Source organism: Methylobacterium gnaphalii (assembly GCF_007992215.1).
GTDB lineage: Bacteria > Pseudomonadota > Alphaproteobacteria > Rhizobiales > Beijerinckiaceae > Methylobacterium > Methylobacterium gnaphalii.
In genome coordinates, this window is sequence record NZ_BJZV01000015.1 from 85,561 (window position 1) to 107,385 (window position 21,825).

Sequence of the window (21,825 nt, forward strand, 5' to 3'; positions counted from 1 at the left end):
TGCGATCGTCCGTATGACAGTCCCGTCAGGACAGGTCGTACGCAGCAGGCTCGTCCTTCACATCCATGGTTACCAGCTGACGGCGCCCGAGCGGTTCCACCGGCGCTTCGGGCGCGACCTCGCCACCTTCGGCCAGACCTGGTCGGCCAAGACCGAGACCGGTCCGCCCGAGGTGCTGCCGCGGCAGGCGCGCTGGTCCGCCGAGGCCGCCGGGCCGGACTGGCACACGCGGACCGATTACCGGATCGTCCGGGTCGATGACCTGATTAAGCAGGGACATTGCCGCCCGGCATGGCGCCGAATCGTGTTCGGCATCCGCGGATTGTTCGACTTCCTGCTTGATCCGGCGATCATCGGCTATTTCCGCTACGGCTGGCGCTACGCGCTCTTCACGCTCGCACCGCTGGCGATGATGGTGGCTGCGGTGCTGGCCGGCTTCGCTGCGGGCCGGTGGCTCTCCGGCCCGCTCGGATCATTGCCGGCCACCCTCGCTGGGCTCGCGGTCTTCGCCGGCGCAATCGCGTTTTTTTCCAAGAAGTTCTTCCTGTTCATCCTCCTCGAGGACTGGGCCTTCGCCAGCGTCCTGGCGCGTCGCCTGGAGCCGGAACTCGCCGCACGCCTCGACGAGGCCAGCCGCGAGGTGCGCGCGGCGGTCGAGAGTGAGGCCTACGACGAGGTCCTGCTCATCGGTCACAGCCTCGGCGCCGTGATGATCCTGCATCTGGCCGAGATGCTGCTCGCCGGCCTGCCGACGGATCCCAGCCGGAGCCGTACGAGGATCGCGATCCTCACCATCGGATCGTCCGTTCTCAAGATTGGCCTGCACAGCGCCGCCGCGCCGCTGCGGCGGGCCACCGCCGCGGTCACCTCGTCGTCACGGCTGGTCTGGGCCGATTACTGGTCACAGCACGACGTGATGAACTTCCCCTATGTCGACCCGGCAGTCGCCATGGGCCTCACGCCACGGCATCCCACGATCAGCCGCAAGGCCACCTTCCGGCACATGATCTCGCCGGAGGCCCTGCGCGCCCTGCGCTTCGACTTCTTCCGCAAGCACAATCAGTTCTTCCACGCGGCAACGCGGCGGAGTGAGTACGATTACTTCCTGTTCGCCTGCGGCCCGTTCTACTGCGAAGACCTCGCCCGTTCGCAGGACGGCGCCGTCACCTGGCTCGACGAGGCCGGCGCGCTCACAGACAGGGCGCCCGGAAGCCGCCATCCACGCGACGCCTGATTGCGCACCGGCCGGATCGCCCCTATCGCCGCGCCATGACGACGCCGCTCCTCTGCAAGATCGCCTTCCTCGCCCTGGTGGTGGGCTGGTACGCGATCCGCATCCCGCACAAGCGGCGGGCACGGCGCACGCCGGTGGCGCGCTCGCACTGGGACCTGCGCGAGAACATCCTGCTCTCGATCTCCGGGCTCGGCCTGGGCGCGATCCCGGTGACCTACTGCCTGTTCGGCTTCGCGAGGGTGGGCGACCGTGCGACGAACCCGGCCCTCCTCGTGCTCGGCCTCCTGGTTGCCGCCCTCTCGCTCTGGATGTTCGACAAGAGCCACCGCGGCCTCGGGCGCGAATGGTCCTTCAGCCTCGAACTGCGCGACGGCCACCGGCTCAAGACCGACGGCGTCTACGCCTGGGTCCGACATCCGATGTACAGCGCCTTCTGGCTCTGGGCGCTGGCGCAGGCGATCCTGCTGCCGAACTGGATCGCCGGCCTCTCCGGCTTTCTCGGATTCGGCTGCCTCTACCTCTTCCGCGTGCCGCGCGAAGAGCAGATGATGCTGGAGCGGTTCGGCGACGAGTGGCGCGCCTACGCCGCCGCGACGCCCCGCGTCGTGCCGTGGAAGGCGCCGACGGCGAAACGCTGATCAGCGCGGCGGGATCGAATACGTCCCCGTCGCGTGGCAGACGAGGTCGTCGCTGCCCCTCGTGGTGATCCGCACCTCGCCCACCGCCAGCCGGCGCCCGAGCTTCAGCAGCGTGCACTCCGCGACCAGCCCCTCGGTGCCGGGCTTGCGCAGGAAGTTGAAGCTGAGCGAGGTCGTCACGGCGAGTGCCACGGGACCGATATTGGCAAGGATCGCCGCGTAGAGCGCGAAATCGGCCAGCGCCATCATGGCCGGCCCCGAGACGGTCCCGCCAGGGCGCAGGAAGCGCTCGTGATGGTCGAGCCGCATCCGCGCCGTGAGCGGACCGACCGCCTCCAGATGATAGGAGCGACCCCCGTCGTTCATCTGCGGGAACTCGCGATCAAGGAAGTCGCGGGTCTCGTCCAGGCTCATCATGGTCATGGCGTCTTGCAGCACGGCATGCGCTGACCCACAAGGCGGAATGGACGCTATCCTCACCCACCACGATCAGTACCCGGATGCCCGGATCCGCTCGCTGCTGAAGCAGACCCGCACGGTCGCGCTCGTCGGCGCCTCGGCGAACCCGGCCCGGCCGAGCTACATCGTGCTCAAATACCTGTCCGAGCGCGGCTACACGGTGACGCCGGTCAATCCCGGCCTCGCCGGGCAGACCATCCTCGACATGCCGGTGATCGCGCGCCTCGCGGACCTGCCCGGCCCGGTCGACATGGTCGAGATCTTCCGCAACTCGATCGCCGCGGACGGTCTCGTGGACGAGGCCCTCGCGCTGCCGGAGCTCCCGAAGATCATCTGGATGCAGCTCGGCGTGCGCAACGACGCGGCGGCGGCCAGGGCCGAGGCCCGGGGCGTCACCGTCATCATGAACCGCTGCCCGAAGATCGAGTACGGCCGCCTCTCCGGCGAGATCGGCTGGACCGGCGTGAACTCGCGGATCATCAGCGCCAAGAAGCCGGTGCTCGACAAGCGCGGCGTGCAGCGGCTGACCATCGACAAGCGCTAGCTCGCCGTCGCGGTCGGCTGTTCACTCCCTGCGCGGACGCGTCTCCGCCATCAGCAGCACGGCAACGAAACTGATCACGGCCGCCCCGGCAAGGTACAGGCCGACCGAGCCGATCCCGCCCCAGCCGGCGAGCCATTGCGCGGCAAAGGGCGCCATCGAGGCCCCGATGATGCCGGCGAGGTTGTATGTGACCGAGGCGCCCGTGTAGCGCACGCGCACCGGGAACAGCTCAGGCAAGGCCGCGCCCATCGGCCCGAAGATCCAGCCCATGGCGAAGAGCCCCAGGCAGAGGAAGGCGAGCACCAGAGCCCCCTCCCCGCTACCAAGCATCGGCCCGAACAGCGCGCCGAAGCCGGCCGTCACCAGCAATCCGGAGAGCAGGACCGGCCGGCGCCCGAAACGGTCCGCCGCCGCGCCGGCAAGCGGGATCGACAGCGCCAGGAACAGGATCGCCGCACATTCGAACAACAGGAACGTCGTCTTGGGATAGCCGAGCCGGCCGGTGCCCCAGCTCAGCGCGAAGACCGTGCAGAGGTAGAACAGAGCGTAGGGCGCCACCATTGCCAGCGTGCCGAGCAGCGTCGCCCGCCAATGGCCCGTGACGATGGTGGCGAGCGGCACGCGCTCCGGCTCGGCCTTGGCCAGGGCCTCCGCGAAGGCCGGCGTCTCGGTGAGCTTCAGCCGCACATACAGTCCGAGCCCGACGAGCGCGGCCGAGGCGAGGAAGGGCAGCCGCCAGCCCCAGGAGGCGAAAGCTTCGGGCGTCAGGCTGAAATTCAGGCCCAGGAACAGGAGATTGGCCGCGAGGAATCCGACGGGCGCGCCGAGCTGCGGTGCGATGCCGTAGAGCGCGCGCCGGCCCGGAGGCGCGTTCTCGACCGCCAGCAGGGCCGCGCCACCCCACTCGCCGCCGAACCCGATGCCCTGTCCGACCCGGAACAGGCAGAGCAGGGCCGGCGCCGGCCAGCCGATGCTCGCATAGGAGGGCAGGCAGCCGATCGCGACGGTGGAGAATCCCATGATCATCAGCGAGGCGACCAGCGTCGCCTTGCGTCCGACCCGGTCGCCAAAATGCCCGAACAGGGCCGCGCCCACCGGTCGCGCCAGGAAGGCGATGGCGAAGGTGGCGAAGGCCTGTAGCGTCTGCGCCGCCGGATCGCTCGGCGGAAAGAAGATCGGCCCGATCACCAGTGCCGCCGCGGTCGCGTAGATATAGAAGTCGTAGAACTCGATCGCGGTGCCGACGAAACTGGCGAGCAGGATGCGGGTGGAGGAGATCTGCATGGCGGCGGCTATACAGCCGCGTTTTCTCCGCGCAATGCATCGTCTTGCTTCGGCCGGAACCGCAGGCCTACACGACAGCGCGAGGAGTATCCCCAATGACCGACCGCGAGCCCGGCTTCAACACTCTGGCGATTCATGCCGGAGCGACCCCCGACCCGGCGACCGGCGCCCGGGCGACGCCGATCTACCAGACCACCAGCTTCGTCTTCGACGACGTGGATCACGCCGCCTCGCTGTTCGGGCTGCAGGCCTTCGGCAACATCTACTCGCGCATCACCAACCCGACCAACGCCGTGCTGGAGGAGCGCATCGCCGCGCTCGAAGGCGGAACGGCGGCGCTCGCCGTCGCCTCGGGCCACGCGGCCCAGTTCCTCACCATGCACGCATTGATGCAGCCGGGCGACGAGTTCATCGCGTCGAACCGGCTCTACGGCGGCTCGATCAATCAGTTCAATCACAGCTACAAGAACTTCGGCTGGAACGTCGTCTGGGCCGACACCAACGATCCGGCCACGTTCGAGGCGGCGATCACGGCGCGCACCAAGGCGATCTTCTGTGAATCCATCGCCAATCCGGGCGGCGTCATCACCGACATCGCGGCCTTGAGCGCCATCGCGCGGCGGCACAACATCCCGCTCATCGTCGACAACACCATGGCGACGCCGTACCTCATCAAGCCGTTCGAACACGGCGCGGACATCGTGGTCCACTCCGCCACCAAGTTCCTGGGCGGACACGGCAATTCCATCGGCGGCCTGATCGTCGACGGCGGATCCTTCCGGTGGGAAGGTGACGAGCGCTACCCGATGCTCTCCAAGCCCCGGCCGGAATATGCCGGCATGGTGCTCTCCGAGACCTTCGGCAATTTCGGCTTCGCCATCGCCGTCCGCGTTCTGTCCTTGCGCGATCTCGGCCCGGCCCTTTCGCCCTTCAACGCCTTCATGATCCTCAACGGCATCGAGACCCTGCCGCTGCGGATGCAGCGCCACTCCGACAACGCGCTGCAGGTGGCCAAATTCCTGCAGGGTCACCCGGCCGTAGAGTGGGTCAGCTATGCCGGCCTGGAGAGCGACCGCTACCATGCGCTCGCCAAGCGCTACACGCCGAAAGGGGCCGGTGCGGTCTTCACCTTCGGCCTCAAGGGGGGCTACGAGGCCGGCGTGAAGCTCGTCTCGAGTCTCGAGCTGTTCAGCCACCTGGCCAATATCGGCGATACCCGCTCGCTGATCATCCACCCGGCCTCCACCACGCACCGCCAGCTCACCGACGAGCAGAAGCGCGCCGCCGGCGCTGGTCCCGAGGTCGTGCGCCTGTCGATCGGTATCGAGGATCCACTCGATCTCATCCACGACCTCGATACGGCACTGAGCGCCTGATACCGACCCCGGTCGGCCCGATCGGCCTGTTGGGGCCCCTCCCCCCGTCGGGGGAGGTGGCCGCGGGCCGGACTGAGGCGGCAGCACTGTCACTGCCGCGTGAAGGCCAATCTGTCCCACCCCCTTGCTGCCCGAAGGGCGGCGCATAACTACGCCACCCGCTTCAGTCGAATGGTAGCGCAGCGAGCCTCCGTGTGAGCCGCCGCGCGTTCCCCGCCGGCCACTCCATCTGGCGCTCATCGTAGCGGGCGTGCGTGAAGGCCGGCCCCGTCCCTCCATCCATGCAAGGGGACGCAGGTTGAACTCGGTGTGCTCCCCTCAAGAAATCGTCAGTATCGTTCTAATCGAGATCAAGACGATTATCGTTTCCCCGACACGCACTCTCCGGCCACTCTCACGGTTCGCATCGTCGCTTTAATCCTGTCGTGCCAGACAAGGCCGGCGTTGAGTCGAAACGAGCCTCGCGAATCGGCTCTTAGCGTCAGAACAGACGGCAACCTGACGCGGTCTCGCGAATGCTTCGATCACGCCAGAACTCGTTCTCCTTTTCCGCATAACAGGCTCCGACAGGGGCAGCCGCCGCCTGACCATGATCATGAACAGATTTTTATACGTGAAAACGTGCCGAAGCTGCGCGATCACTGAAAAAAGCGCTTGAATCTTTTCGCGATCCGCATAGGTCACGAATGGCGTCTGCCAAACACAGGAAGCTACAAATGTCGGACAGTACTGAAGCCCTGCAGCTCGACCGTGTCGAACTCGCCGCCGATCTGGTTTCGGCTTATGTCTCCAACAATTCCCTGCCTGCCGCTGATCTTCCGGGGCTGATCTCGCAGGTTCACGCCGCGCTGGCCAACCTGTCCGCTCCAGCAGCCACGCCGGATGAATCCGTCGAAAAGGCTTCTTCGAGCCAGATCAAGAAGTCGATTACGCCAGATGCGCTGATCTCTTTCATCGACGGCAAGCCTTACAAGACGCTGAAGCGCCACCTCTCGACGCACGGGCTCGATTTCGAGACCTACCGTGCCCGCTATGGCCTGCCGGCCGATTACCCGACCGTCTCCGCCAACTACTCGGCCGCCCGTTCGGCGCTCGCCAAGGACCTCGGCCTCGGCCAGCAGCGCCGCAAGCCGGCCACCAAGGCCGCCGAAACGACCGAAGCCGTCAGCGAGCCCCCGAAGAAGACCCGCGGCCGCAAGAAGGCCGTCGAGGCGGCCTGAATTTGACAGGGCCTCGATACCTGTCCGGCCCCGGCGACGAGACTGTCCCGGGGCCGCGCTCGCCGAGGGCCCGCAATCTGCGGAGGTGTCGAGAGCGTGACCGGACCGGCGTTGGTTCGCCGCCAAACGACCGTTCACATTTTTTTGCGATGGGCTGGCTGACCGAAGCCGCGTGGTGAATCAAGACCATGGGGAGCGTGCGTACATTGCGCCGCACAACGAAGCACTCGCCAATCCTTGACCTCGCCGCGCCCCGTCTATACGGCGCGAGAAACCGCCTTGTGGAAGCGTAACCATCGCTGATGACAGACGACCTTGCCGAGAAGCCTGTCGTCCTACTCGTCGAAGACGATGGGCTTCTCCTGATGGAAGCCTCAGATACTCTGGCGGAGGCAGGCTTCACCGTTGTCGAAGCACCCCATGCAGATAAAGCGTTGACCGTGCTCGAAGGCCGCAACGACGTCGGGGTCCTGATGACCGACGTCGACATGCCACAGGGCTCGATGGACGGCTTCGCGCTGGCCCGCCTCGTCTCCCGGCGCTGGCCGGAGATTCCGGTGCTCGTCGTCTCCGGCATGGGCTTCCCCGGCCCCCACGACCTCCCGGACGGCGCACGATTCATCTCCAAGCCCTACCAACCCTCTGCCCTAGTGCGGACCCTTCGTGCGGTGGTTGAGGCGGCCTGAAACAGGCGCCCGCGCCGGGTTCGAGGCGCGCGTTTCCGCTCGTATGTCAGCGGAGATAGGCTCGTCTGCGACTGGCATCTGCTTGTCGGCTACCGGGTTTCCTGAATGAATTCCGCGAGGATCATCAGCTTTACTGTCGGGATCGCAGTGATTGCGCTTGCCGCGATCTATGTCGTCGATCGTTGGCAGCTCCTGCGCACCGAGCCGCCGCTTGTCGCGGAGTCGGAACGCGCCAACCTCGTTCTCGTCGAGAAGGCCGCCCGCCGTCTGACGCTGTTGCGCGACGGTCGGGTGCTCGCGACCTATCCCATGTCCCTTGGACCCGCGCCGACCGGTCCCAAGCAGCGCGAGGGAGATGGACGCACGCCAGAGGGTCACTATCGGGTCGAGTACAAAAACCCGGGCAGCGTCGCGCATCTCTCGCTCAAGGTTTCGTATCCCGATGCAGCGCAGCAGGCTGCGGCAGCCGCGGCCGGCCATGCGCCCGGCGGCGACATCATGATTCACGGCATATTGAACGGCTTCGGTTGGCTCGGCCCGCTCCATCGGCTCATGGACTGGACCAATGGGTGCGTCGGCGTCACGAACGCCGAGATCGAGGCGATCTACGCGCGCGTTGACGTCGATACGCCGATCGAGATCCGGCCCTGACCGGGGGGATGGGACCATACGCGGCTGTTCCGCGTTTGGGCGGAAATCGGTTTGCCATCTCAGGTCGGCGCTTCATAACCAGGGGCACGACCGCGTCACCGGAAAGACACCCTCCATGCGCTCCTACGAAATCTCATGCGCCGAAGGCCTTGAGTCCTGGAAGCTCGCGGAACGGGCGCAGCCCGAGCCCGGGCGCGGACAGGTTCTGGTGCGCATGCGCGCCGCCTCGCTGAATTATCGCGACCTGCTGATTGCCAACGGGCTCTATCCCTTCGCTGTGAACCTCGACAGGCTGATCCCCGTCTCTGACGGTGCCGGTGAGATCGTGGCCGTCGGCCCGGGGGTACGGCGGTTCAGGGGCGGCGAGCGTGTCGCCGGTATTTTCTCGCAGAGCTGGCTCGGCGGCGCGCAGGTCTCCGACATGTGGCAGACCGCTCTGGGCGGGGCCATCGACGGCGTGCTCGCCGAATTCCGGGTCTTCGACGAGGACGGGCTCGTCGTGCTTCCGGACCATCTCTCCTTCGAGGAGGGTGCCACCCTTCCCTGCGCCGCCGTCACCGCCTGGAACGCCCTCTACGGCGTCATGCCGCTCAAGGCTGGCGACACCGTGCTGACCCTCGGCACGGGGGGCGTCTCGGTCTTCGCAATCCAACTCGCCCACGCGGCTGGCGCCCGGGTGATCGCGACCTCGTCGAGCGACGCGAAGCTCGAGAAGGCGCGCGGCCTCGGCGCGAGCGAGACGATCAACTACCGCACCCATCCCGACTGGCAGCACGAGGTGCGGCGGCTGACGAACGGCACCGGCGTCGACCATGTCGTCGAAGTCGGCGGCACCGGCACCCTGCCCCGCTCCATCGCCTCGACCCGACCCGGCGGCCATATCGGCCTCGTCGGCCTGCTCGCCCAGGGCGAGCCGATCGACCCGCTCGCCATTCTCGGCGCGAGCTGCCTCGTCCGCGGCGTCGCGGTGGGCTCACGGGAGATGTTCGAGAACATGAACCGCGCGATCGCACTGCACGGCCTAAAGCCCGCCATCGACAAGACATTCGACTACGAGGACGCCAAACAAGCCCTCACCCACCTCAGCAAGGCCGGGCATTTCGGCAAGGTCGTAATCCGGATTGCCTAGTGGTCTTCACCGTCGGATCGGGCGGCTGGCGGGCTGGACACTTCGACGTTGTCCGAGCGCAGCTGTCGCGGTCCACGGGTCAGCGCCCGCAATGCTCCGCGAAAAGTTCTGACGTCCTGTTCGGTGAGCGCCATGCGATGCAGCCGGTCGCGCATGTTGCGGATGATGCCAAGCCGCTTGTGCGGCGGGTAGAACCCGGCCGCGCCGAGTGCAGTCTCCAGGCTCTCGAACAGCCCGAGCACGGCCTCACGGCTGGCGGGCTGGGCGGTCATCGCGCCTTCGAAGCGTTGGCGGGCGAGGCCCGCAGCCCGGCGCCATTCATAGGAGACCAGCAGCACTGCCTGGGCGAGATTGAGTGAGGGAAATTCTTCCGTGACCGGGAAGGTGACGATCGCATCGGCCAGTGACACCTCGTCATTGGACAACCCGACGCGTTCGCGTCCGAACAGGATACCAACCCGCTGGCCACCGTCGCTGCGCGCGGCGACTTCGTCCATGGCGGCATCGGGGGCGTAGACCCGCTTCATCTGCCCGCGCTCGCGCGCGGTCGTGGCGAGCACGAACTGCAGGTCGGCGATGGCCTCACTGACGGTAGCGTAGAGCTGGGCACCATCGAGGACATGGACGGCCCCAGAGGCCGCCTCACGCACGCCCTTCTTCGGCCAGCCGTTCTTCGGCGCGACCAGGCGAAGTTCGGACAGACCGAAATTCGCCATGGCGCGAGCGGTCATGCCGATATTCTCGGCGAGTTGCGGCTCGACCAGGATGACGACGGGGGCGAAGGTGCTCATACCGGCCCTCTCGCATGGACGAAGGCCTGCGAAAAGTCGCCACTCCCTCCAGTGTCATCCTCATCCCGAGGTGCCTCCCTCAGGATGAGATTGTTCGCGAGAAAGCTGGGCGCTTGCTCAGATCTTACCGTCGAGTCCCATCTGGTAGTATTTGTGGGTAATCTTGTCCTGGTTCTCGAGGAGCCAGTCGATCGAGGGCTCGTTGGTCATGGCCTTGCGGATCGCCTCGGTCATGCCCTTGCGCTGGATCTCGAACAAAGCCTTGTGGTCGACCGTCTCGGCCTCGATCACGCCGGGGCTCAGCCAGACCGAGCAGATGATGCCGAGGTCGTTGGCCTTCTCCTTGGGGATGTAGCCGGCGCGCACCGCGTCGAGCACACCGTTGGCGATGGCGAACTGCACGGTGCCCATAAGGATCGAAGTGTACTTGCTCTCGGTGACGCTGACCTTGGAGACACAGAGCGTCACCGGGCGCACCATGATGTCGGTGTTCAGGAGCGCGAAGACGCGGCTGTGGCCAACGACCTGATCGCCGGTGAGCGTGGCGAGCGCGGTGCCGACCGGCCCGTCGAGTTCGCCGATGATCACCTCGGGCTCGGAGGCCGTATTCGGCGGTCCACCTGCGACGAGGGCCTCGCCGGCGCGCAGGACGATGCGGTTGCTCATGCTGTTTCCTTCCGATTGCGGGATGGCCCCGAAACTGTCGCGCTCATGCCTGATATCCAGGGTTAGCGCTATGCTGGTGGTGCGCGGAGGGCCCGTCCGCTAAAGCCTGACACAGATGATGGAACAGGTGAGATCCGGCCGCGACGGCCTGCGCTATACGGTAGCGCTGATCGAGATCTGGGGCGGCTTGAACGGCCTCTGGGGCCTGGCTCGCGACCTTGGAACGACGGCCTCGAAGATCCCGGTCGCGCTCATGCCGGGCATCTTGATCATCGGCCTTGTGCTGACCGCGAGCGTCGTTGCGGGCGTGGCGCTCTGGCACGATCGGCGCTGGGGTTACACACTCTCGGTGCCGGTGCAGATTTTCCAATTGGTCTGGTTCGTCAGCGCGGCTCTGACCTTCCGCATTGCTGCCAGCGGCTGGATGCTCGCCGACGTGCTCCTGCGCTATGCCGGCAAGAACCTCGTCCTCGCCTGGCAGCTCGATCTGATTCATAAGGGCGCCTACGCGCTGTCCCTGGCGCCTCGCGAGGAGTTCACCGTCGCAGTCAACCTGATCGCTCTCGCAATCCTGGTCTGGCTGGGATTACGCCTGCGCCGGCGTTAAGCGTGGCCGATGACGGAATCTGCTGATCGTAACGCTGGCCCTTTGTCACGTTGTTGCAGCGCGTTATAGCGAGCCTCGATCCGGCCCAGGAAACGCGCCGTGGGCCACCAGCGGGGACAGGACATGGCGAAGATCAAGGTAGCGAATCCGGTCGTCGAGCTCGACGGCGACGAGATGACCCGGATCATCTGGGCCGAGATCAAGAACAAGCTCATCCATCCCTACCTCGACATCGACCTCGAATATTACGATCTCGGAGTCGAGTACCGCGACCAGACCAACGACCAAGTCACCGTCGATGCGGCCGAGGCGATCAAGCGCCACGGCGTCGGGGTGAAATGCGCCACCATCACCCCTGATGAGCAGCGTGTCGAAGAGTTCAAGCTCAAGGAAATGTGGAAGTCGCCGAACGGCACGATCCGCAACATCCTTGGCGGCGTGATCTTTCGCGAGCCGATCATCTGCAAGAACGTGCCCCGCCTCGTCCCCGGCTGGACCCAGCCGATCGTGATCGGCCGTCACGCCTATGGCGACCAGTACCGCTGCACGAACTTCAAGGTGCCGGGCAAGGGCCGCCTAACCATCAAGTTCGAGGGCGACGACGGCACGGTGATCGAGCAGGAGGTGTTCAAGTTCCCGGACGCCGGCGTGGCGATGGCGATGTACAATCTCGACGAGTCCATCCGCGATTTCGCCCGCGCCTCGATGAATTACGGCCTCGCTCGCAAGTACCCGGTCTATCTCTCGACCAAGAACACCATTCTCAAAGCCTATGACGGGCGCTTCAAGGACATCTTCCAGCAGGTCTACGAGGAAGAGTTCAAGTCGCGCTTCCAGGCGCTCGGCATCTCCTACGAACACCGTCTGATCGACGACATGGTCGCCGCGGCGCTGAAATGGTCGGGGGGCTACGTCTGGGCCTGCAAGAACTACGACGGCGACGTGCAGTCCGACACGGTCGCGCAGGGATTCGGCTCGCTCGGCCTCATGACCTCAGTGCTGCTGACCCCCGACGGCCGGACTGTCGAGGCCGAGGCCGCGCATGGCACCGTGACCCGCCACTACCGAGAGCACCAGAAGGGCAAGGAAACCTCGACGAACTCGATCGCCTCGATCTTCGCCTGGACCCGCGGCCTGTCCCACCGCGCCAAGCTCGACGGCAATAGCGATCTCGCGAACTTCGCCACGACCCTCGAGAAGGTTTGCGTCGACACCGTCGAGGCCGGCTTCATGACGAAGGACCTCGCCCTCCTCGTCGGCCCCGAGCAGAAGTGGCTCTCCACCACGGGATTCCTGGACAAGGTCGACAACAACCTCAAGGCCGCAATGGGCGCGTAAAGTTCTTCGCGGGCGTCGCCATTTATTCTTTTAATGACGACGCCCGTGAGGATGCCAGCTTTGCATCCGAAGGCGCCCACTCGACGACCTGACCGGATCATATCTGCTACGCTTTCGACTTTGCGTGACCGACAAAATTCTTGATCGTGTTTCGAGCAATTCGCTTGTCGACGATGGCTCTGGTGAACCACAATCTCTAACCTATGTCGGTTAGGTGGCGCTCTGCGCCTGTACAGCCTGGGTTTGCGAGAATGGCGCGCGGGATGAGTCGCTTCGATATCGAGGCGATGACCGACAAGATTCACGAGGCGTCGGTCGTCCCCGAATCATGGATGCCGGTCCTCGATTCGATGACGGAGATCGCCGGCGGCGTAGGCACGATCCTGCTCGCGGCTGACACAACCGACTTCCGCTTCATCAGCACCAAGGGCCTCGCCGGGTTCGTCGAGAGCTTCGTGGAGGAAGGCTGGCCGGAGAAGAACACGCGCACGCCAGCCGTACTCAGGGCGCGCCATGCCGGCTTCATCGTCGAGTCCGACGTCTACACGCCCGAGGAGATCGAGCGCGATCCGCTCATCAATCAGTTTCTCCGACCACAGGGCCTCGGCTGGGCGACCGCTACCGCCTTCCCAATGAGCACCGGCGATACGCTGGTGTTCAGTATCGAACGCGCCTTTCGCGATGGGCCGGTCCCACCGGAGGCAGTCGCAATCCTCGACAGCGTGCGCCCGCATCTCGGGCGCGCGGCGCTGATCTCCGGTCGGTTGCGTCTTGAGCGCGCCCGCGCAGCGGTCGAGACTCTCGCGCTCCTCGGACTGCCGGCTGGTATCATCAGTCGGTCTTCACGACTTCAGGCGGCGAATGGCCTTCTCGATGCACTGATTCCGGTGACCGTCCGAGATGGCGGCACGCGTGTGGCCTTCGCCGATGGCGATGCCGACGACCTCCTGGCCGCCGCCCTCAACGCCGCGAACCGGCAGGTGCCGCGTTCGATCCCGCTTCCGGCGCGCAACAACAACCCCGCCATGGTCGCTCATCTCGTGCCGGTACGAGGTGTTGCCCGCGACCTGTTCACGGGCAGCGCCTTCATCCTGGTTCTGACGCCCGTGGAGGCGAACAGCCAGGGTCCAGACGCCGACCTGCTCCAAGGGCTGTTCGATCTGACCGCCGCCGAAGCGCGCGTGGCGCGCGCGATCGTCGCCGGAGAAACGGTCGAGACAGTGGCGTTGCGTCAGGGCGTTAGCGAAAGCACCGTTCGAACCCAGCTCAAATCGGTCTTTGCCAAGACTGGGATGAAGGGTCAGCTTGATCTCGTCCGGCTCGGCTCGGGCCTTAACCTGGTGCGGTCGGACGACGTCTGAACGTCACTCAGGCTCAGGATGCTTTCGCGGCCGCATTGCGCTTGCGGGTCGCGGCCGCCTTTTTCGCGGAAGCTGACCGCTGCTCGGCAGTGCGCGACGCCGAGGCTGCACCGCCGCTGCGGCCACCCTTGTGCGCGGCGGGATGACTAGAAGATTTACCGCGCCCCGAGCCCCCCGGATGTTTGCCGCCGCCATCGTCCTTGTTGACAGTGGCCCAGGCTCGAGACTCCGCCTCTTTCTCCGGAACGCCGCGCTTCTCGTAGGACTCGGCAATCGCCTCCGCCTTACGGACCTGCTTATCGGTGTATTTCGATTTGTCACCTCGGGGCATGACTGTCTCCAACCTTGCACCGCGACGGGTGGTCAGCCGCCGCTCGGTGCGTCAAGCGCGCTCCTGACCCGCCGCACGAGATCGGCGCGACGGTAGGGCTTGTTCAAGATATCGAACTCCGAGCCACCCACATCGGTTCGCTCCAGGCTCTGCTCGGCGTAGCCTGTGGTGAGCAGCACCTTGAGCTCGGGGCGGCGGCGGCGGGCCTCGCGTGCCAGCATCAGGCCGTTCATGCCGCCGGGCATGATCAGATCCGAGAACAGCAGCGCGATGTCCGAGCGCGCCTCCAGGATCTGCAGCGCCTCCCGCCCATTGGCGGTAGTCAGAGTGATGTAGCCGTAATCGCGCAGGATGGTTCGGGCGAGATCGGCCACGTCCTCTCGGTCGTCGACGATGAGCACTGTCTCGGTGCCCATGCCATCGGCCTCCGGCGGAACGCGCAGTCCTTCCGGCCTGTCGCCGCCGTTAGTGGCGGGAAAGGACAGACGCACGGTCGTGCCCTCGCCGACCACGGAAGAAACCTGCGCCGTCCCGCCCGATTGCTTGGCGAAGCCGTAGACCATGGAGAGGCCGAGCCCAGTGCCTCTGCCCTCCTCCTTCGTGGTGAAGAACGGGTCCATGACCCGCGCCAGCATCTCCGGTGGGATCCCGCAGCCCGTATCGGTGATCGACACGCTGACGAAACGGCCGCCGCTCGCGCCGAAGCCGTTTTCGACCAGCTGGTTCTCGGTGGTGATCGTCAGGCGGCCGCCCTCCGGCATGGCGTCGCGCGCATTGATCAGGATGTTGAGTAGAGCAACCTCGGCTTGAGTCGGGTCAATGCGGCAGGTCCACAGACCCGGGCCGAGCCGAGTCTCGATCTCGACCTGCTCGCCTAGCGTGCGCACGGCCAGCTCGCCCATGCTCTCGACGAGGTGGTTGAGATTGACCGAGCGGCCTTCCAGCCGTTGCTTCCGGGCGAAGGACAGGAGTTGCCCCGTCAGCGTCGCAGCGCGCTCGGCGGCGGTGCGGATGTTGTCTGTGGAGCGACTGAGGCGAGCGCGGTCGGCATCCGGCTTGTCGAGCCCGGCCGCGAGGATGTCGACATAGCCCAGGATCACTTGAAGCAGGTTGTTGAAATCGTGCGCAATGCCGCCGGTGAGCTGGCCGAGCGCCTCCATCTTCTGGGCTTGGCCCAGGGCGTCCTCAGCGTCCCGACGCCGCGAGACGTCAAGCTGCGAAGCGAAGAAATAGATGGCCTCTCCCGCTGCATCGAAGACGGGCGAAATGAAGAGCGCATTCCAGAAGGTCGAGCCGTCCTTGCGGTAGTTCAGGATCTCGACGGCCACTTCACGCCGCTCGGCCAGTGCGCGGTGGATCTCGGCAACTGCCTCCCGGTCCGTGGCTGGGCCCTGTAGGAAGCGGCAGTTGCGGCCGACGACCTCTTCCTTCGTGTAGCCGGTCATCTCAAGGAAGGCGGCGTTGACGAAGACGATCGGCATATCGGACAGCCGAGGGTCGGCAATGACCATCGGCATGCGCGACATCTCAACAGCCGCGAAGAAGACATTGCCTTCGGGATGCCCGATCACCGATCCCGCGGCCTCGACGATAGCGCCGCGCGCAGGGTCCGTCGGCTTGGCGGAAGACGCGTCCATGGGTACCCACTCGCCACCACGTGGGGCGAGGCGTGCCTCGGCCCCGCAGGCCAACCTCAAGATCGTAATCGGAACCCTGGTGACTGTCGATCAGCGGCCCGCCGGGATGAGCAGATCGAGCTTCGTTCGTGCTCCCGGCGGCTCGGCGCGGATCCTGCTCACTCCTCGTCCTCGAGACCGAAGCGCACGCGCTCGCCATGGGCCCGCTCGAAAGCCTGCAGCACGTGCCGGTACGAGCGCTCCATGTCTGAGACCGCTTGACCCGCACGGGCTTCGGGCTTGAGCACGAACATCAGCATTGAGCGGCCGGTCACCGTGTAGTTCTCGCCGACGTCGAAATCCGTCAACTCCTGGTTGTCGGGAAGATTTGTGTCGAGGAGTCGCGTCCAAGCAATGCCGCCGGGGGTCTCCGGCAGGGTAAAGCCGACACCCTCGTGATAGGAGTTGTAGAATAGGAGCAGGGTGGCGTCCCCTCCGCGGCGGTGGATGCCGGAAGCCTGTGCCCGGCCGTCGAGCAGGACAGCGAGCGAGCGGGAATTGCCATCGTTCCAGTTCTCCGGCGTCATCTCGGTGCCGGCCGGCGTCAGCCAGGTCACGTCCTTGACGCCGAATTCCTCGTCGACGCCACCCGTCACGAAGCGCCCGCGCGACAACATCGGCAGTGCGTTGCGCAACTGGATCAGGCGCCGCGCGAATTCGGCAAGGTCGCGTTCCTCCGGCCCGATCGCCTCCCAATTCATCCAGGAGACTTCGTTGTCCTGGCAATAGGCGTTGTTGTTGCCCTGCTGGGTGCGGGCGAACTCATCGCCAGCGAGCAGCATCGGCGTGCCCTTGGACAGGAACAAGGTCGCCAGCATATTGCGCATCTGGCGCAGGCGTACGGCGCGGATCTCCGGATCATCGGTCGGACCCTCGACACCGAAATTGAACGAAAGGTTGTGGCCGTGCCCGTCGCGGTTGCCCTCTCCGTTCGCTTCGTTGTGCTTCTCGTTGTACGATACCGTGTCGGCGAGGGTGAAGCCGTCATGGGCCGAGATGAAATTCACCGAGGCCCAAGGCCGCCGGCCGCGCTTGTTGAACTTGTCCGCCGAGCCGGTGATGCGTGAGGCGAGTGAGGGCAGCAGGCCTTCGTCGCCTTTCCAGTAGGCGCGCACATCATCGCGAAAACGGTCGTTCCACTCGGCCCAGCCGGGCGGGAAGCCACCGACCTGGTAGCCGCCGGGACCGCAATCCCAAGGCTCGGCGATGAGTTTCACGGAATTCAGCACCGGATCCTGACGGCAGGTATCGAGGAAGCCGCCGCCTTCATCGAAGCCGTAGGGCTCACGGCCCAGGATCGTCGCGAGATCAAAGCGGAAGCCGTCGACCCGCATCTCTGTCGCCCAGTAGCGCAAGCTGTCGGTGACGAGCTGCAACACGCGCGGATGCGAGAGGTTGAAGGTGTTCCCCGTGCCGGTATCGTTGATGTAGTAGCGCGGCGTGTCGGGCAGCAGCCGGTAGTAGGAGGCATTGTCGATGCCTTTGAAGGAAAGCGTCGGCCCTTTCTCGTTGCCCTCCGCCGTGTGATTGTAGACAACATCGAGGATCACCTCGAGCCCGGCGCCGTGCATGCGCGCTACCATCTCCTTGAACTCGGAAAAGGCGAAGTCGGGCACCGCCGCGTAACGCCGCGCAGGGGTGAAGAACGAGATCGTGTTGTAGCCCCAGTAATTGGTGAGGCCCTTCTCCTGCAGGTAGTCGTCCTGCACGAAGGCATGGACCGGCAGCAGCTCTACCGAGGTGACCCCAAGACTTTTGATGTAGTCGAGGACGGCAGGCGTACCGAGGCCGGCATAGGTGCCACGCAGTTTCTCCGGCACGGCCGGGTGCAGCTTGGTGAAACCCTTGACGTGGGTCTCATAGAAGATCGTCTTCTCCCACGGCACATTGGGCTTCGCATCGCGGCCCCAGGTGAAGGCCGGGTCGATGACCTGGCAGCGCCGGGTGTAGGGGCCACTGTCGCGATCGTCGAAGGTCAGGTCGTCACCCGTCTCCATCTTGTAGCCGAACAGGGCCGGGTTCCAGGTGATGGAGCCGAGCAGCCCCTTGGCGTAGGGGTCGATCAGCAGCTTGTTCGGGTTGAAGCGGTGGCCAGCCGTAGGCTCGTAGGGCCCATGCACGCGGTAGCCATAGATTGTGCCGGGCCGGGCGTCGGGCAGGTAGCCGTGCCAGACCTCGTCCGTGTATTCGGGCAGCTCGATCCGCTCGATCTCCCGCTCGCCGGCATCGTCGAAGAGGCAAAGCTCGACCTTCGTGGCGTGGGCCGAGAAGAGCGCGAAGTTCACCCCAAGCCCGTCCCAGGTCGCGCCGCGCGGGTGCGGCGAACCCTCGCGGATGCGCGAGCGCGAGACGCGCGGCCTCGCGATCCCCTCGGTCGAAGCCTTTTTCGCAACGTCGGTCTTGGCGTCGGCCATGATGTCCCCACTGGATCGGCGCCGTGCGGGACGCCGGAAACCTGGGTGGAACGCCCGCGCCGCGGCGAAGCTCCGCCGTTCCGCGAAAATATGCTGCCGTCCGCAGGCTTGACCAGCAGACCTGCGCTGCAGCGCGGGAAGTCTTCGCTTGAGAACGCCTTTTGCGGTGTGCGGCGATCACGGCCAGCCTAAGCGTTGATTCACTTTGAGTGGCTATCGTCCCCCCGAGTTGCGTTCGGTTGGCCGGAGTGCGTGGTGGTGGCGTTGGTTGCGTTGGGTCACGCACAGGGGCGTCTCTGCGGGGAGCTGGCAGCGGCCATCGCTCGGTTTCTGACGCGGGGCGATCAGGAAGCCGGGCCGGGCATGCAGGGCGCGAGCTACTATCATGAGTCCGAGCCGACCCTCGAAGAGGCCACGCGGATTCTGAAGGACCTCGGTCTCGTGCGGCCAGTCCCGCGCGCCGACAAGCCCGATGAGACCTGGTATTGCCGCCACGCGCTGACAGTGGATGCGCAGGCAATGCCGGATGCGCTGGCATTGGCGATTTCCGCAACCGACGAGCGCCTGCTGACCTCATTCCTGGCCCTCGCCTGCGGCTACGATGGGCTGTCATCCGAACGTACGCCGTTTACACCAGCGACCGAGTATAAGGCTGCGATGCGAGCACTGGCACGTGCTGGCTACGCGCAGAGTGTCGGCAGCGCATTCCGGTGGACTGACCAAGTCGCCACCGCGATGCGCCAGGTCGACGCGTGGGACGAACAAGGCCGCTGCATCGCCAGCCTGCGTGAGCAGGAGAGGCTGGCTCAGGCCGACGCGGCTTGGCGCTCGATGCCGGAAACGATACGGCGGACCCACTTCGCCAAGCGTCCCATGCGGCTGGTTCCCGTGGTTGAGGCGCTCACCATGAGCTGGCGCGATGGTGCATGGCATCCAATCGATCGCGAGCCGCCGCCTGCCCCCGCCGGGCAGATCGCACTGGCGCGGCGGTTGATCGATTTGGCGCAGGGCCGCGCCTGACGTCGGGGAGCCGTCGCGCCCTATCTCGGGGCTCAGCATGAACGCCCAGCGAGACCTCATCGACATTTCCCGGATCTTTCACGAGCCGGCGGTCGTGGACTATCCGCGCGGCCGCGAAATCCTGGCGCGATTTCCGGAGGCCGAGCGCATCGTGGTGCCGTCGCACTGGAACATCCCTTCGCTGCACGGCAATGCCGGCTCCGTCGAGGATTGGGTCCGCATCAAGCGCTCGACGCTGGTGCTTGGCGTAAAGAAGGGGCTCGCCATGCGCCCCAATGGGCGCAGCGCCCACTTCATTGCGCCCTCCACCTCGAATGGGTGTGCCATGGCCTGCGTCTATTGCTATGTGCCGCGCCGCAAGGGATTCGCGAACCCGATCTCGCTCTTCGTGAACACCGAAGCGATCGGCGAGGCAATCCGACGGCACGCCGTCAAGCAAGGCCCCCTACCCCAGCCGGATCAGGTCGACCCATCACTCTGGGTCTACGATCTCGGCGAGAACGGCGATCTTTCGGTCGACGCAATGCTCTGCGACACGGTCCGCGACCTTGTCGCGCTGTTTCGCGACATCCCCAACGCCAAGGGCTCCTTTGCCACCAAGGCCGTGAACCGCGACCTGCTCGACTACGACCCGCAGGGCAAGACCCGCATCCGCTTCTCGCTGATGCCGACGCGGATCGCACGGGTCGTCGACGTGCGCACAGCTCCGATCCCCGAGCGCATTGCCGCGATCGACGACTTTCTGCGCGCTGGCTACGAGGTCCACGTCAACTTCTCACCGGTGATCCTCTACGAGGGCTGGGAGAAAGACTGGCAGGCGCTGTTCGACGAGATCGACGGCACAATCTCGGATGCCGCCAAGGCTCAGCTGAAAGCCGAGATCATCATGCTGACCCACAATGCGGGTCTGCACGAGGTCAACCTTGGCTGGCACCCGAAGGCCGAAGAGCTGCTGTGGCGTCCCGATATCCAGGAGGGGAAGCGCTCCGAGGGCGGCGGCGACAATCTGCGCTACCGCAGCGGTTGGAAAGGACGCTGGCTTGCCCGGTTCAAGGCGCTCCTGGCCGAGCGCATGCCCTATTGTCAGGTGCGTTACGCGTTCTGAGAACACTTCAGCGGAGTTTGCTTTTGGCGGCGAGCAAACGCCTTAAGCCGAGCGGGCCGACCACGAGAACCGCTGAGGCAGGTCAGTGTGTCCAGGGCGCCGTGCGGTTAAACCTGAAATTGTCGGAGTAGGACAAACCCTTGCGCACCGTCTGCGGGCGCGGCTTCTCGACTCTGTAGGCAATGCCCTCGCGCTTGGCATAGGCCACAGCCTCTTCCTCTGTGTCAAATTCGAGCCGTACCTGCTGCAGCATGTCCGAGGAGCTGGTCCAGCCCATCAGCGGATCAGCCTCGCGACGGCTCGTCCGGTCGAATTCCAATACCCATTGCTTGGTGCGGGCGAGGCCAGATTGCGAGGCATCCTTCGAGGGGCGGAAGATGCGGGCGCTCGACATTGACGGAATGGTCTCCGGGAAAAATTTGGTCGGGGCGATAGGATTCGAACCTACGACCCTCTGGTCCCAAACCAGATGCGCTACCAGACTGCGCTACACCCCGACACGCTGACGCGCAGAGGGGAGATACGTTTTCGGGCCTGTTTGAGCAAGCGGCTCGGGAGCACTTAAGGGAACGAAACAGCGTCGAACGGCGCGCTTCGGGACTAGGAGTCCCGGAAAATCCCCGAAATCTGTTCGCCGGGCGTTCCGGGTCGGCTCCGACCGTCGCCGCCCTCTACGTCGCCCCAGACGGCTGCTACGCGAACCTCCCGCACGTCGACCCGTGGGACCAGGCACGCGACGCCCGGCTCTATGCCGGCCCGCATCCGGTCGTGGCTCATCCACCGTGCCAGCGCTGGGGTCGGTTTTGGCACGGCAGCACCCGCAAGCCGCATCAGTTCAGGAAGGGCGAGGACGAAGGTTGCTTCGCCGCGGCGCTCGCTGCCGTCCGTCGATGGGGCGGCGCGCTGGAGCACCCGGCCGACAGCCATGCATGGGCTGCGTTTGATCTCGCCCGGCCACCGCGGTCTGGCGGATGGGTGCGGGCCGACTTCCTCGGCGGCTGGACCTGTCACGTCGAACAGGGCTGGTACGGACACTTCTCCCGCAAGCCGACATGGCTCTACGCGAACGGTGTCGACCTGCCGGCGCTGATCTGGGGACCGGGCGAGCAACGCCTGCATCCGGTCGCCCTGGAGCGCCACGGCTACGCGAAGGCTCGCCGGATCGGCATGGCCGCCATGATCGGCGGCAAGCGCAAGACGGAAATCCGCGAGGCGACGCCACCGGCCTTCCGTGACCTGCTGCTGTCGATCGCCGCATCGGCCGTCCCCGCTCCTCTCGCGGGAGGGAAGTGACC

Annotated in this window: 22 protein-coding genes and 1 tRNA gene; 14 read left to right on the forward strand and 9 right to left on the reverse strand. The window is 65.6% G+C overall.

Going from position 1 to position 21,825, the window contains the following annotated elements; genetic code table 11:
* Window positions 1-13: 13 nt before the first annotated feature.
* Window positions 14-1,234 (forward strand): RBBP9/YdeN family alpha/beta hydrolase, encoded by a 1,221-nt coding sequence (locus MGN01_RS14390; RefSeq protein WP_147047449.1) that lies wholly within the window; start codon window positions 14-16, stop codon window positions 1,232-1,234.
* A gap of 35 nt (window positions 1,235-1,269) precedes the next feature.
* Window positions 1,270-1,872: a protein-S-isoprenylcysteine O-methyltransferase gene (locus MGN01_RS14395; RefSeq protein WP_147047451.1), complete on the forward strand. Its 603-nt coding sequence runs from the start codon at window positions 1,270-1,272 to the stop codon at window positions 1,870-1,872.
* Here the strand turns inward: MGN01_RS14395 and MGN01_RS14400 are convergent, their stop codons facing one another.
* Window positions 1,873-2,295 (reverse strand): PaaI family thioesterase, encoded by a 423-nt coding sequence (locus MGN01_RS14400; RefSeq protein ID WP_147047453.1) that lies wholly within the window; start codon window positions 2,293-2,295, stop codon window positions 1,873-1,875. It lies immediately after the preceding gene.
* Between the two features lie 40 nt (window positions 2,296-2,335).
* Here MGN01_RS14400 and MGN01_RS14405 point away from each other — a divergent pair, with 40 nt between their 5' ends.
* The gene (locus MGN01_RS14405; protein ID WP_147047455.1) at window positions 2,336-2,875 is read left to right on the forward strand and encodes a CoA-binding protein; all 540 of its coding nucleotides are present in this window, start codon (window positions 2,336-2,338) and stop codon (window positions 2,873-2,875) included.
* 21 nt (window positions 2,876-2,896) lie between these two features.
* On the opposite strand, the gene MGN01_RS14410 is transcribed toward MGN01_RS14405, so the two are convergent.
* Window positions 2,897-4,159: an MFS transporter gene (locus tag MGN01_RS14410; protein WP_147047457.1), complete on the reverse strand. Its 1,263-nt coding sequence runs from the start codon at window positions 4,157-4,159 to the stop codon at window positions 2,897-2,899.
* Between the two features lie 95 nt (window positions 4,160-4,254).
* Here MGN01_RS14410 and MGN01_RS14415 point away from each other — a divergent pair, with 95 nt between their 5' ends.
* The 5 genes from MGN01_RS14415 to MGN01_RS14435 all read left to right on the forward strand — a co-directional run bounded on the left by MGN01_RS14415 (window position 4,255) and on the right by MGN01_RS14435 (window position 9,221).
* Complete coding sequence (locus MGN01_RS14415; protein ID WP_147047458.1) at window positions 4,255-5,535, forward strand: O-acetylhomoserine aminocarboxypropyltransferase; 1,281 nt, start codon at window positions 4,255-4,257, stop codon at window positions 5,533-5,535.
* A gap of 716 nt (window positions 5,536-6,251) precedes the next feature.
* Window positions 6,252-6,755 (forward strand): Ros/MucR family transcriptional regulator, encoded by a 504-nt coding sequence (locus MGN01_RS14420; protein WP_147047460.1) that lies wholly within the window; start codon window positions 6,252-6,254, stop codon window positions 6,753-6,755.
* Window positions 6,756-7,057: 302 nt separating this feature from the next.
* Window positions 7,058-7,441: a response regulator gene (locus MGN01_RS14425; protein WP_147047462.1), complete on the forward strand. Its 384-nt coding sequence runs from the start codon at window positions 7,058-7,060 to the stop codon at window positions 7,439-7,441.
* A gap of 105 nt (window positions 7,442-7,546) precedes the next feature.
* Window positions 7,547-8,092 carry a L,D-transpeptidase family protein gene (locus MGN01_RS14430; RefSeq protein WP_147047464.1) on the forward strand — a complete coding sequence of 182 codons (546 nt, stop codon included), beginning with the start codon at window positions 7,547-7,549 and terminating at the stop codon, window positions 8,090-8,092.
* Window positions 8,093-8,207: 115 nt separating this feature from the next.
* Window positions 8,208-9,221 (forward strand): zinc-dependent alcohol dehydrogenase family protein, encoded by a 1,014-nt coding sequence (locus MGN01_RS14435; RefSeq protein ID WP_147047466.1) that lies wholly within the window; start codon window positions 8,208-8,210, stop codon window positions 9,219-9,221.
* Here the strand turns inward: MGN01_RS14435 and MGN01_RS14440 are convergent.
* The gene (locus MGN01_RS14440; RefSeq protein WP_147047468.1) at window positions 9,218-10,012 is read right to left on the reverse strand and encodes an RNA methyltransferase; all 795 of its coding nucleotides are present in this window, start codon (window positions 10,010-10,012) and stop codon (window positions 9,218-9,220) included. The genes MGN01_RS14435 and MGN01_RS14440 overlap by 4 nt on opposite strands.
* 117 nt (window positions 10,013-10,129) lie before the next feature.
* On the reverse strand, window positions 10,130-10,678 hold the full coding sequence (locus tag MGN01_RS14445; RefSeq protein ID WP_147047470.1) for a formaldehyde-activating enzyme: 549 nt from the start codon (window positions 10,676-10,678) through the stop codon (window positions 10,130-10,132).
* Window positions 10,679-10,796: 118 nt separating this feature from the next.
* Here MGN01_RS14445 and MGN01_RS14450 point away from each other — a divergent pair, with 118 nt between their 5' ends.
* The 3 genes from MGN01_RS14450 (at window position 10,797) to MGN01_RS14460 (ending at window position 13,984) form a co-directional block, all read left to right on the forward strand.
* Window positions 10,797-11,285 (forward strand): hypothetical protein, encoded by a 489-nt coding sequence (locus MGN01_RS14450; protein ID WP_147047577.1) that lies wholly within the window; start codon window positions 10,797-10,799, stop codon window positions 11,283-11,285.
* 123 nt (window positions 11,286-11,408) lie between these two features.
* A complete protein-coding gene (locus MGN01_RS14455) occupies window positions 11,409-12,623 on the forward strand; it encodes an NADP-dependent isocitrate dehydrogenase (protein ID WP_147047472.1) in 1,215 nt (404 codons plus the stop codon).
* Between the two features lie 263 nt (window positions 12,624-12,886).
* On the forward strand, window positions 12,887-13,984 hold the full coding sequence (locus MGN01_RS14460) for a helix-turn-helix transcriptional regulator (RefSeq protein ID WP_170245981.1): 1,098 nt from the start codon (window positions 12,887-12,889) through the stop codon (window positions 13,982-13,984).
* Between the two features lie 13 nt (window positions 13,985-13,997).
* On the opposite strand, the gene MGN01_RS14465 is transcribed toward MGN01_RS14460, so the two are convergent.
* The 3 genes from MGN01_RS14465 to glgX all read right to left on the reverse strand — a co-directional run bounded on the left by MGN01_RS14465 (window position 13,998) and on the right by glgX (window position 18,405).
* A complete protein-coding gene (locus MGN01_RS14465) occupies window positions 13,998-14,315 on the reverse strand; it encodes a plasmid stabilization protein (RefSeq protein WP_147047475.1) in 318 nt (105 codons plus the stop codon).
* A gap of 32 nt (window positions 14,316-14,347) precedes the next feature.
* Complete coding sequence (locus tag MGN01_RS14470) at window positions 14,348-15,952, reverse strand: histidine kinase famiy protein (RefSeq protein WP_147047477.1); 1,605 nt, start codon at window positions 15,950-15,952, stop codon at window positions 14,348-14,350.
* Between the two features lie 158 nt (window positions 15,953-16,110).
* The gene (gene glgX / locus MGN01_RS14475) at window positions 16,111-18,405 is read right to left on the reverse strand and encodes a glycogen debranching protein GlgX (RefSeq protein ID WP_147047479.1); all 2,295 of its coding nucleotides are present in this window, start codon (window positions 18,403-18,405) and stop codon (window positions 16,111-16,113) included.
* Window positions 18,406-18,660: 255 nt separating this feature from the next.
* On the opposite strand from glgX, the gene MGN01_RS14480 reads away from it, so the two are divergent.
* Together MGN01_RS14480 and MGN01_RS14485 are read left to right on the forward strand one after the other, a co-directional pair.
* Window positions 18,661-19,425 carry a hypothetical protein gene (locus MGN01_RS14480; RefSeq protein WP_147047481.1) on the forward strand — a complete coding sequence of 255 codons (765 nt, stop codon included), beginning with the start codon at window positions 18,661-18,663 and terminating at the stop codon, window positions 19,423-19,425.
* Between the two features lie 37 nt (window positions 19,426-19,462).
* Complete coding sequence (locus tag MGN01_RS14485) at window positions 19,463-20,530, forward strand: spore photoproduct lyase family protein (protein WP_147047483.1); 1,068 nt, start codon at window positions 19,463-19,465, stop codon at window positions 20,528-20,530.
* 82 nt (window positions 20,531-20,612) lie between these two features.
* Here the strand turns inward: MGN01_RS14485 and MGN01_RS14490 are convergent, their stop codons facing one another.
* Together MGN01_RS14490 and MGN01_RS14495 are read right to left on the reverse strand one after the other, a co-directional pair.
* Window positions 20,613-20,924 (reverse strand): ETC complex I subunit, encoded by a 312-nt coding sequence (locus MGN01_RS14490; RefSeq protein ID WP_147047485.1) that lies wholly within the window; start codon window positions 20,922-20,924, stop codon window positions 20,613-20,615.
* A gap of 26 nt (window positions 20,925-20,950) precedes the next feature.
* Window positions 20,951-21,027: transfer RNA gene (locus MGN01_RS14495), tRNA-Pro, on the reverse strand.
* A 271-nt stretch (window positions 21,028-21,298) separates the two neighbouring features.
* Here MGN01_RS14495 and MGN01_RS14500 point away from each other — a divergent pair.
* Complete coding sequence (locus MGN01_RS14500) at window positions 21,299-21,823, forward strand: hypothetical protein (protein WP_238257509.1); 525 nt, start codon at window positions 21,299-21,301, stop codon at window positions 21,821-21,823.
* The last annotated feature ends 2 nt before the right edge of the window (window positions 21,824-21,825 follow it).

Bases quoted from the DNA above. Each gene is read 5' to 3' on its own strand.
- MGN01_RS14455 (WP_147047472.1), top strand. From the start codon at position 11,409: ATGGCGAAGATCAAGGTAGCGAATCCGGTCGTCGAGCTCGACGGCGAC.
- MGN01_RS14390 (WP_147047449.1), top strand. From the start codon at position 14: ATGACAGTCCCGTCAGGACAGGTCGTACGCAGCAGGCTCGTCCTTCAC.
- MGN01_RS14415 (WP_147047458.1), top strand. From the start codon at position 4,255: ATGACCGACCGCGAGCCCGGCTTCAACACTCTGGCGATTCATGCCGGA.
- MGN01_RS14470 (WP_147047477.1), bottom strand. From the start codon at position 15,952: ATGGACGCGTCTTCCGCCAAGCCGACGGACCCTGCGCGCGGCGCTATC.
- MGN01_RS14485 (WP_147047483.1), top strand. From the start codon at position 19,463: ATGAACGCCCAGCGAGACCTCATCGACATTTCCCGGATCTTTCACGAG.
- MGN01_RS14395 (WP_147047451.1), top strand. From the start codon at position 1,270: ATGACGACGCCGCTCCTCTGCAAGATCGCCTTCCTCGCCCTGGTGGTG.
- MGN01_RS14425 (WP_147047462.1), top strand. From the start codon at position 7,058: ATGACAGACGACCTTGCCGAGAAGCCTGTCGTCCTACTCGTCGAAGAC.
- MGN01_RS14465 (WP_147047475.1), bottom strand. From the start codon at position 14,315: ATGCCCCGAGGTGACAAATCGAAATACACCGATAAGCAGGTCCGTAAG.
- MGN01_RS14490 (WP_147047485.1), bottom strand. From the start codon at position 20,924: ATGTCGAGCGCCCGCATCTTCCGCCCCTCGAAGGATGCCTCGCAATCT.
- MGN01_RS14430 (WP_147047464.1), top strand. From the start codon at position 7,547: ATGAATTCCGCGAGGATCATCAGCTTTACTGTCGGGATCGCAGTGATT.
- MGN01_RS14445 (WP_147047470.1), bottom strand. From the start codon at position 10,678: ATGAGCAACCGCATCGTCCTGCGCGCCGGCGAGGCCCTCGTCGCAGGT.
- MGN01_RS14400 (WP_147047453.1), bottom strand. From the start codon at position 2,295: ATGACCATGATGAGCCTGGACGAGACCCGCGACTTCCTTGATCGCGAG.
- MGN01_RS14420 (WP_147047460.1), top strand. From the start codon at position 6,252: ATGTCGGACAGTACTGAAGCCCTGCAGCTCGACCGTGTCGAACTCGCC.
- MGN01_RS14440 (WP_147047468.1), bottom strand. From the start codon at position 10,012: ATGAGCACCTTCGCCCCCGTCGTCATCCTGGTCGAGCCGCAACTCGCC.
- MGN01_RS14450 (WP_147047577.1), top strand. From the start codon at position 10,797: ATGGAACAGGTGAGATCCGGCCGCGACGGCCTGCGCTATACGGTAGCG.
- glgX (WP_147047479.1), bottom strand. From the start codon at position 18,405: ATGGCCGACGCCAAGACCGACGTTGCGAAAAAGGCTTCGACCGAGGGG.
- MGN01_RS14435 (WP_147047466.1), top strand. From the start codon at position 8,208: ATGCGCTCCTACGAAATCTCATGCGCCGAAGGCCTTGAGTCCTGGAAG.
- MGN01_RS14410 (WP_147047457.1), bottom strand. From the start codon at position 4,159: ATGCAGATCTCCTCCACCCGCATCCTGCTCGCCAGTTTCGTCGGCACC.
- MGN01_RS14405 (WP_147047455.1), top strand. From the start codon at position 2,336: ATGGACGCTATCCTCACCCACCACGATCAGTACCCGGATGCCCGGATC.
- MGN01_RS14460 (WP_170245981.1), top strand. From the start codon at position 12,887: ATGAGTCGCTTCGATATCGAGGCGATGACCGACAAGATTCACGAGGCG.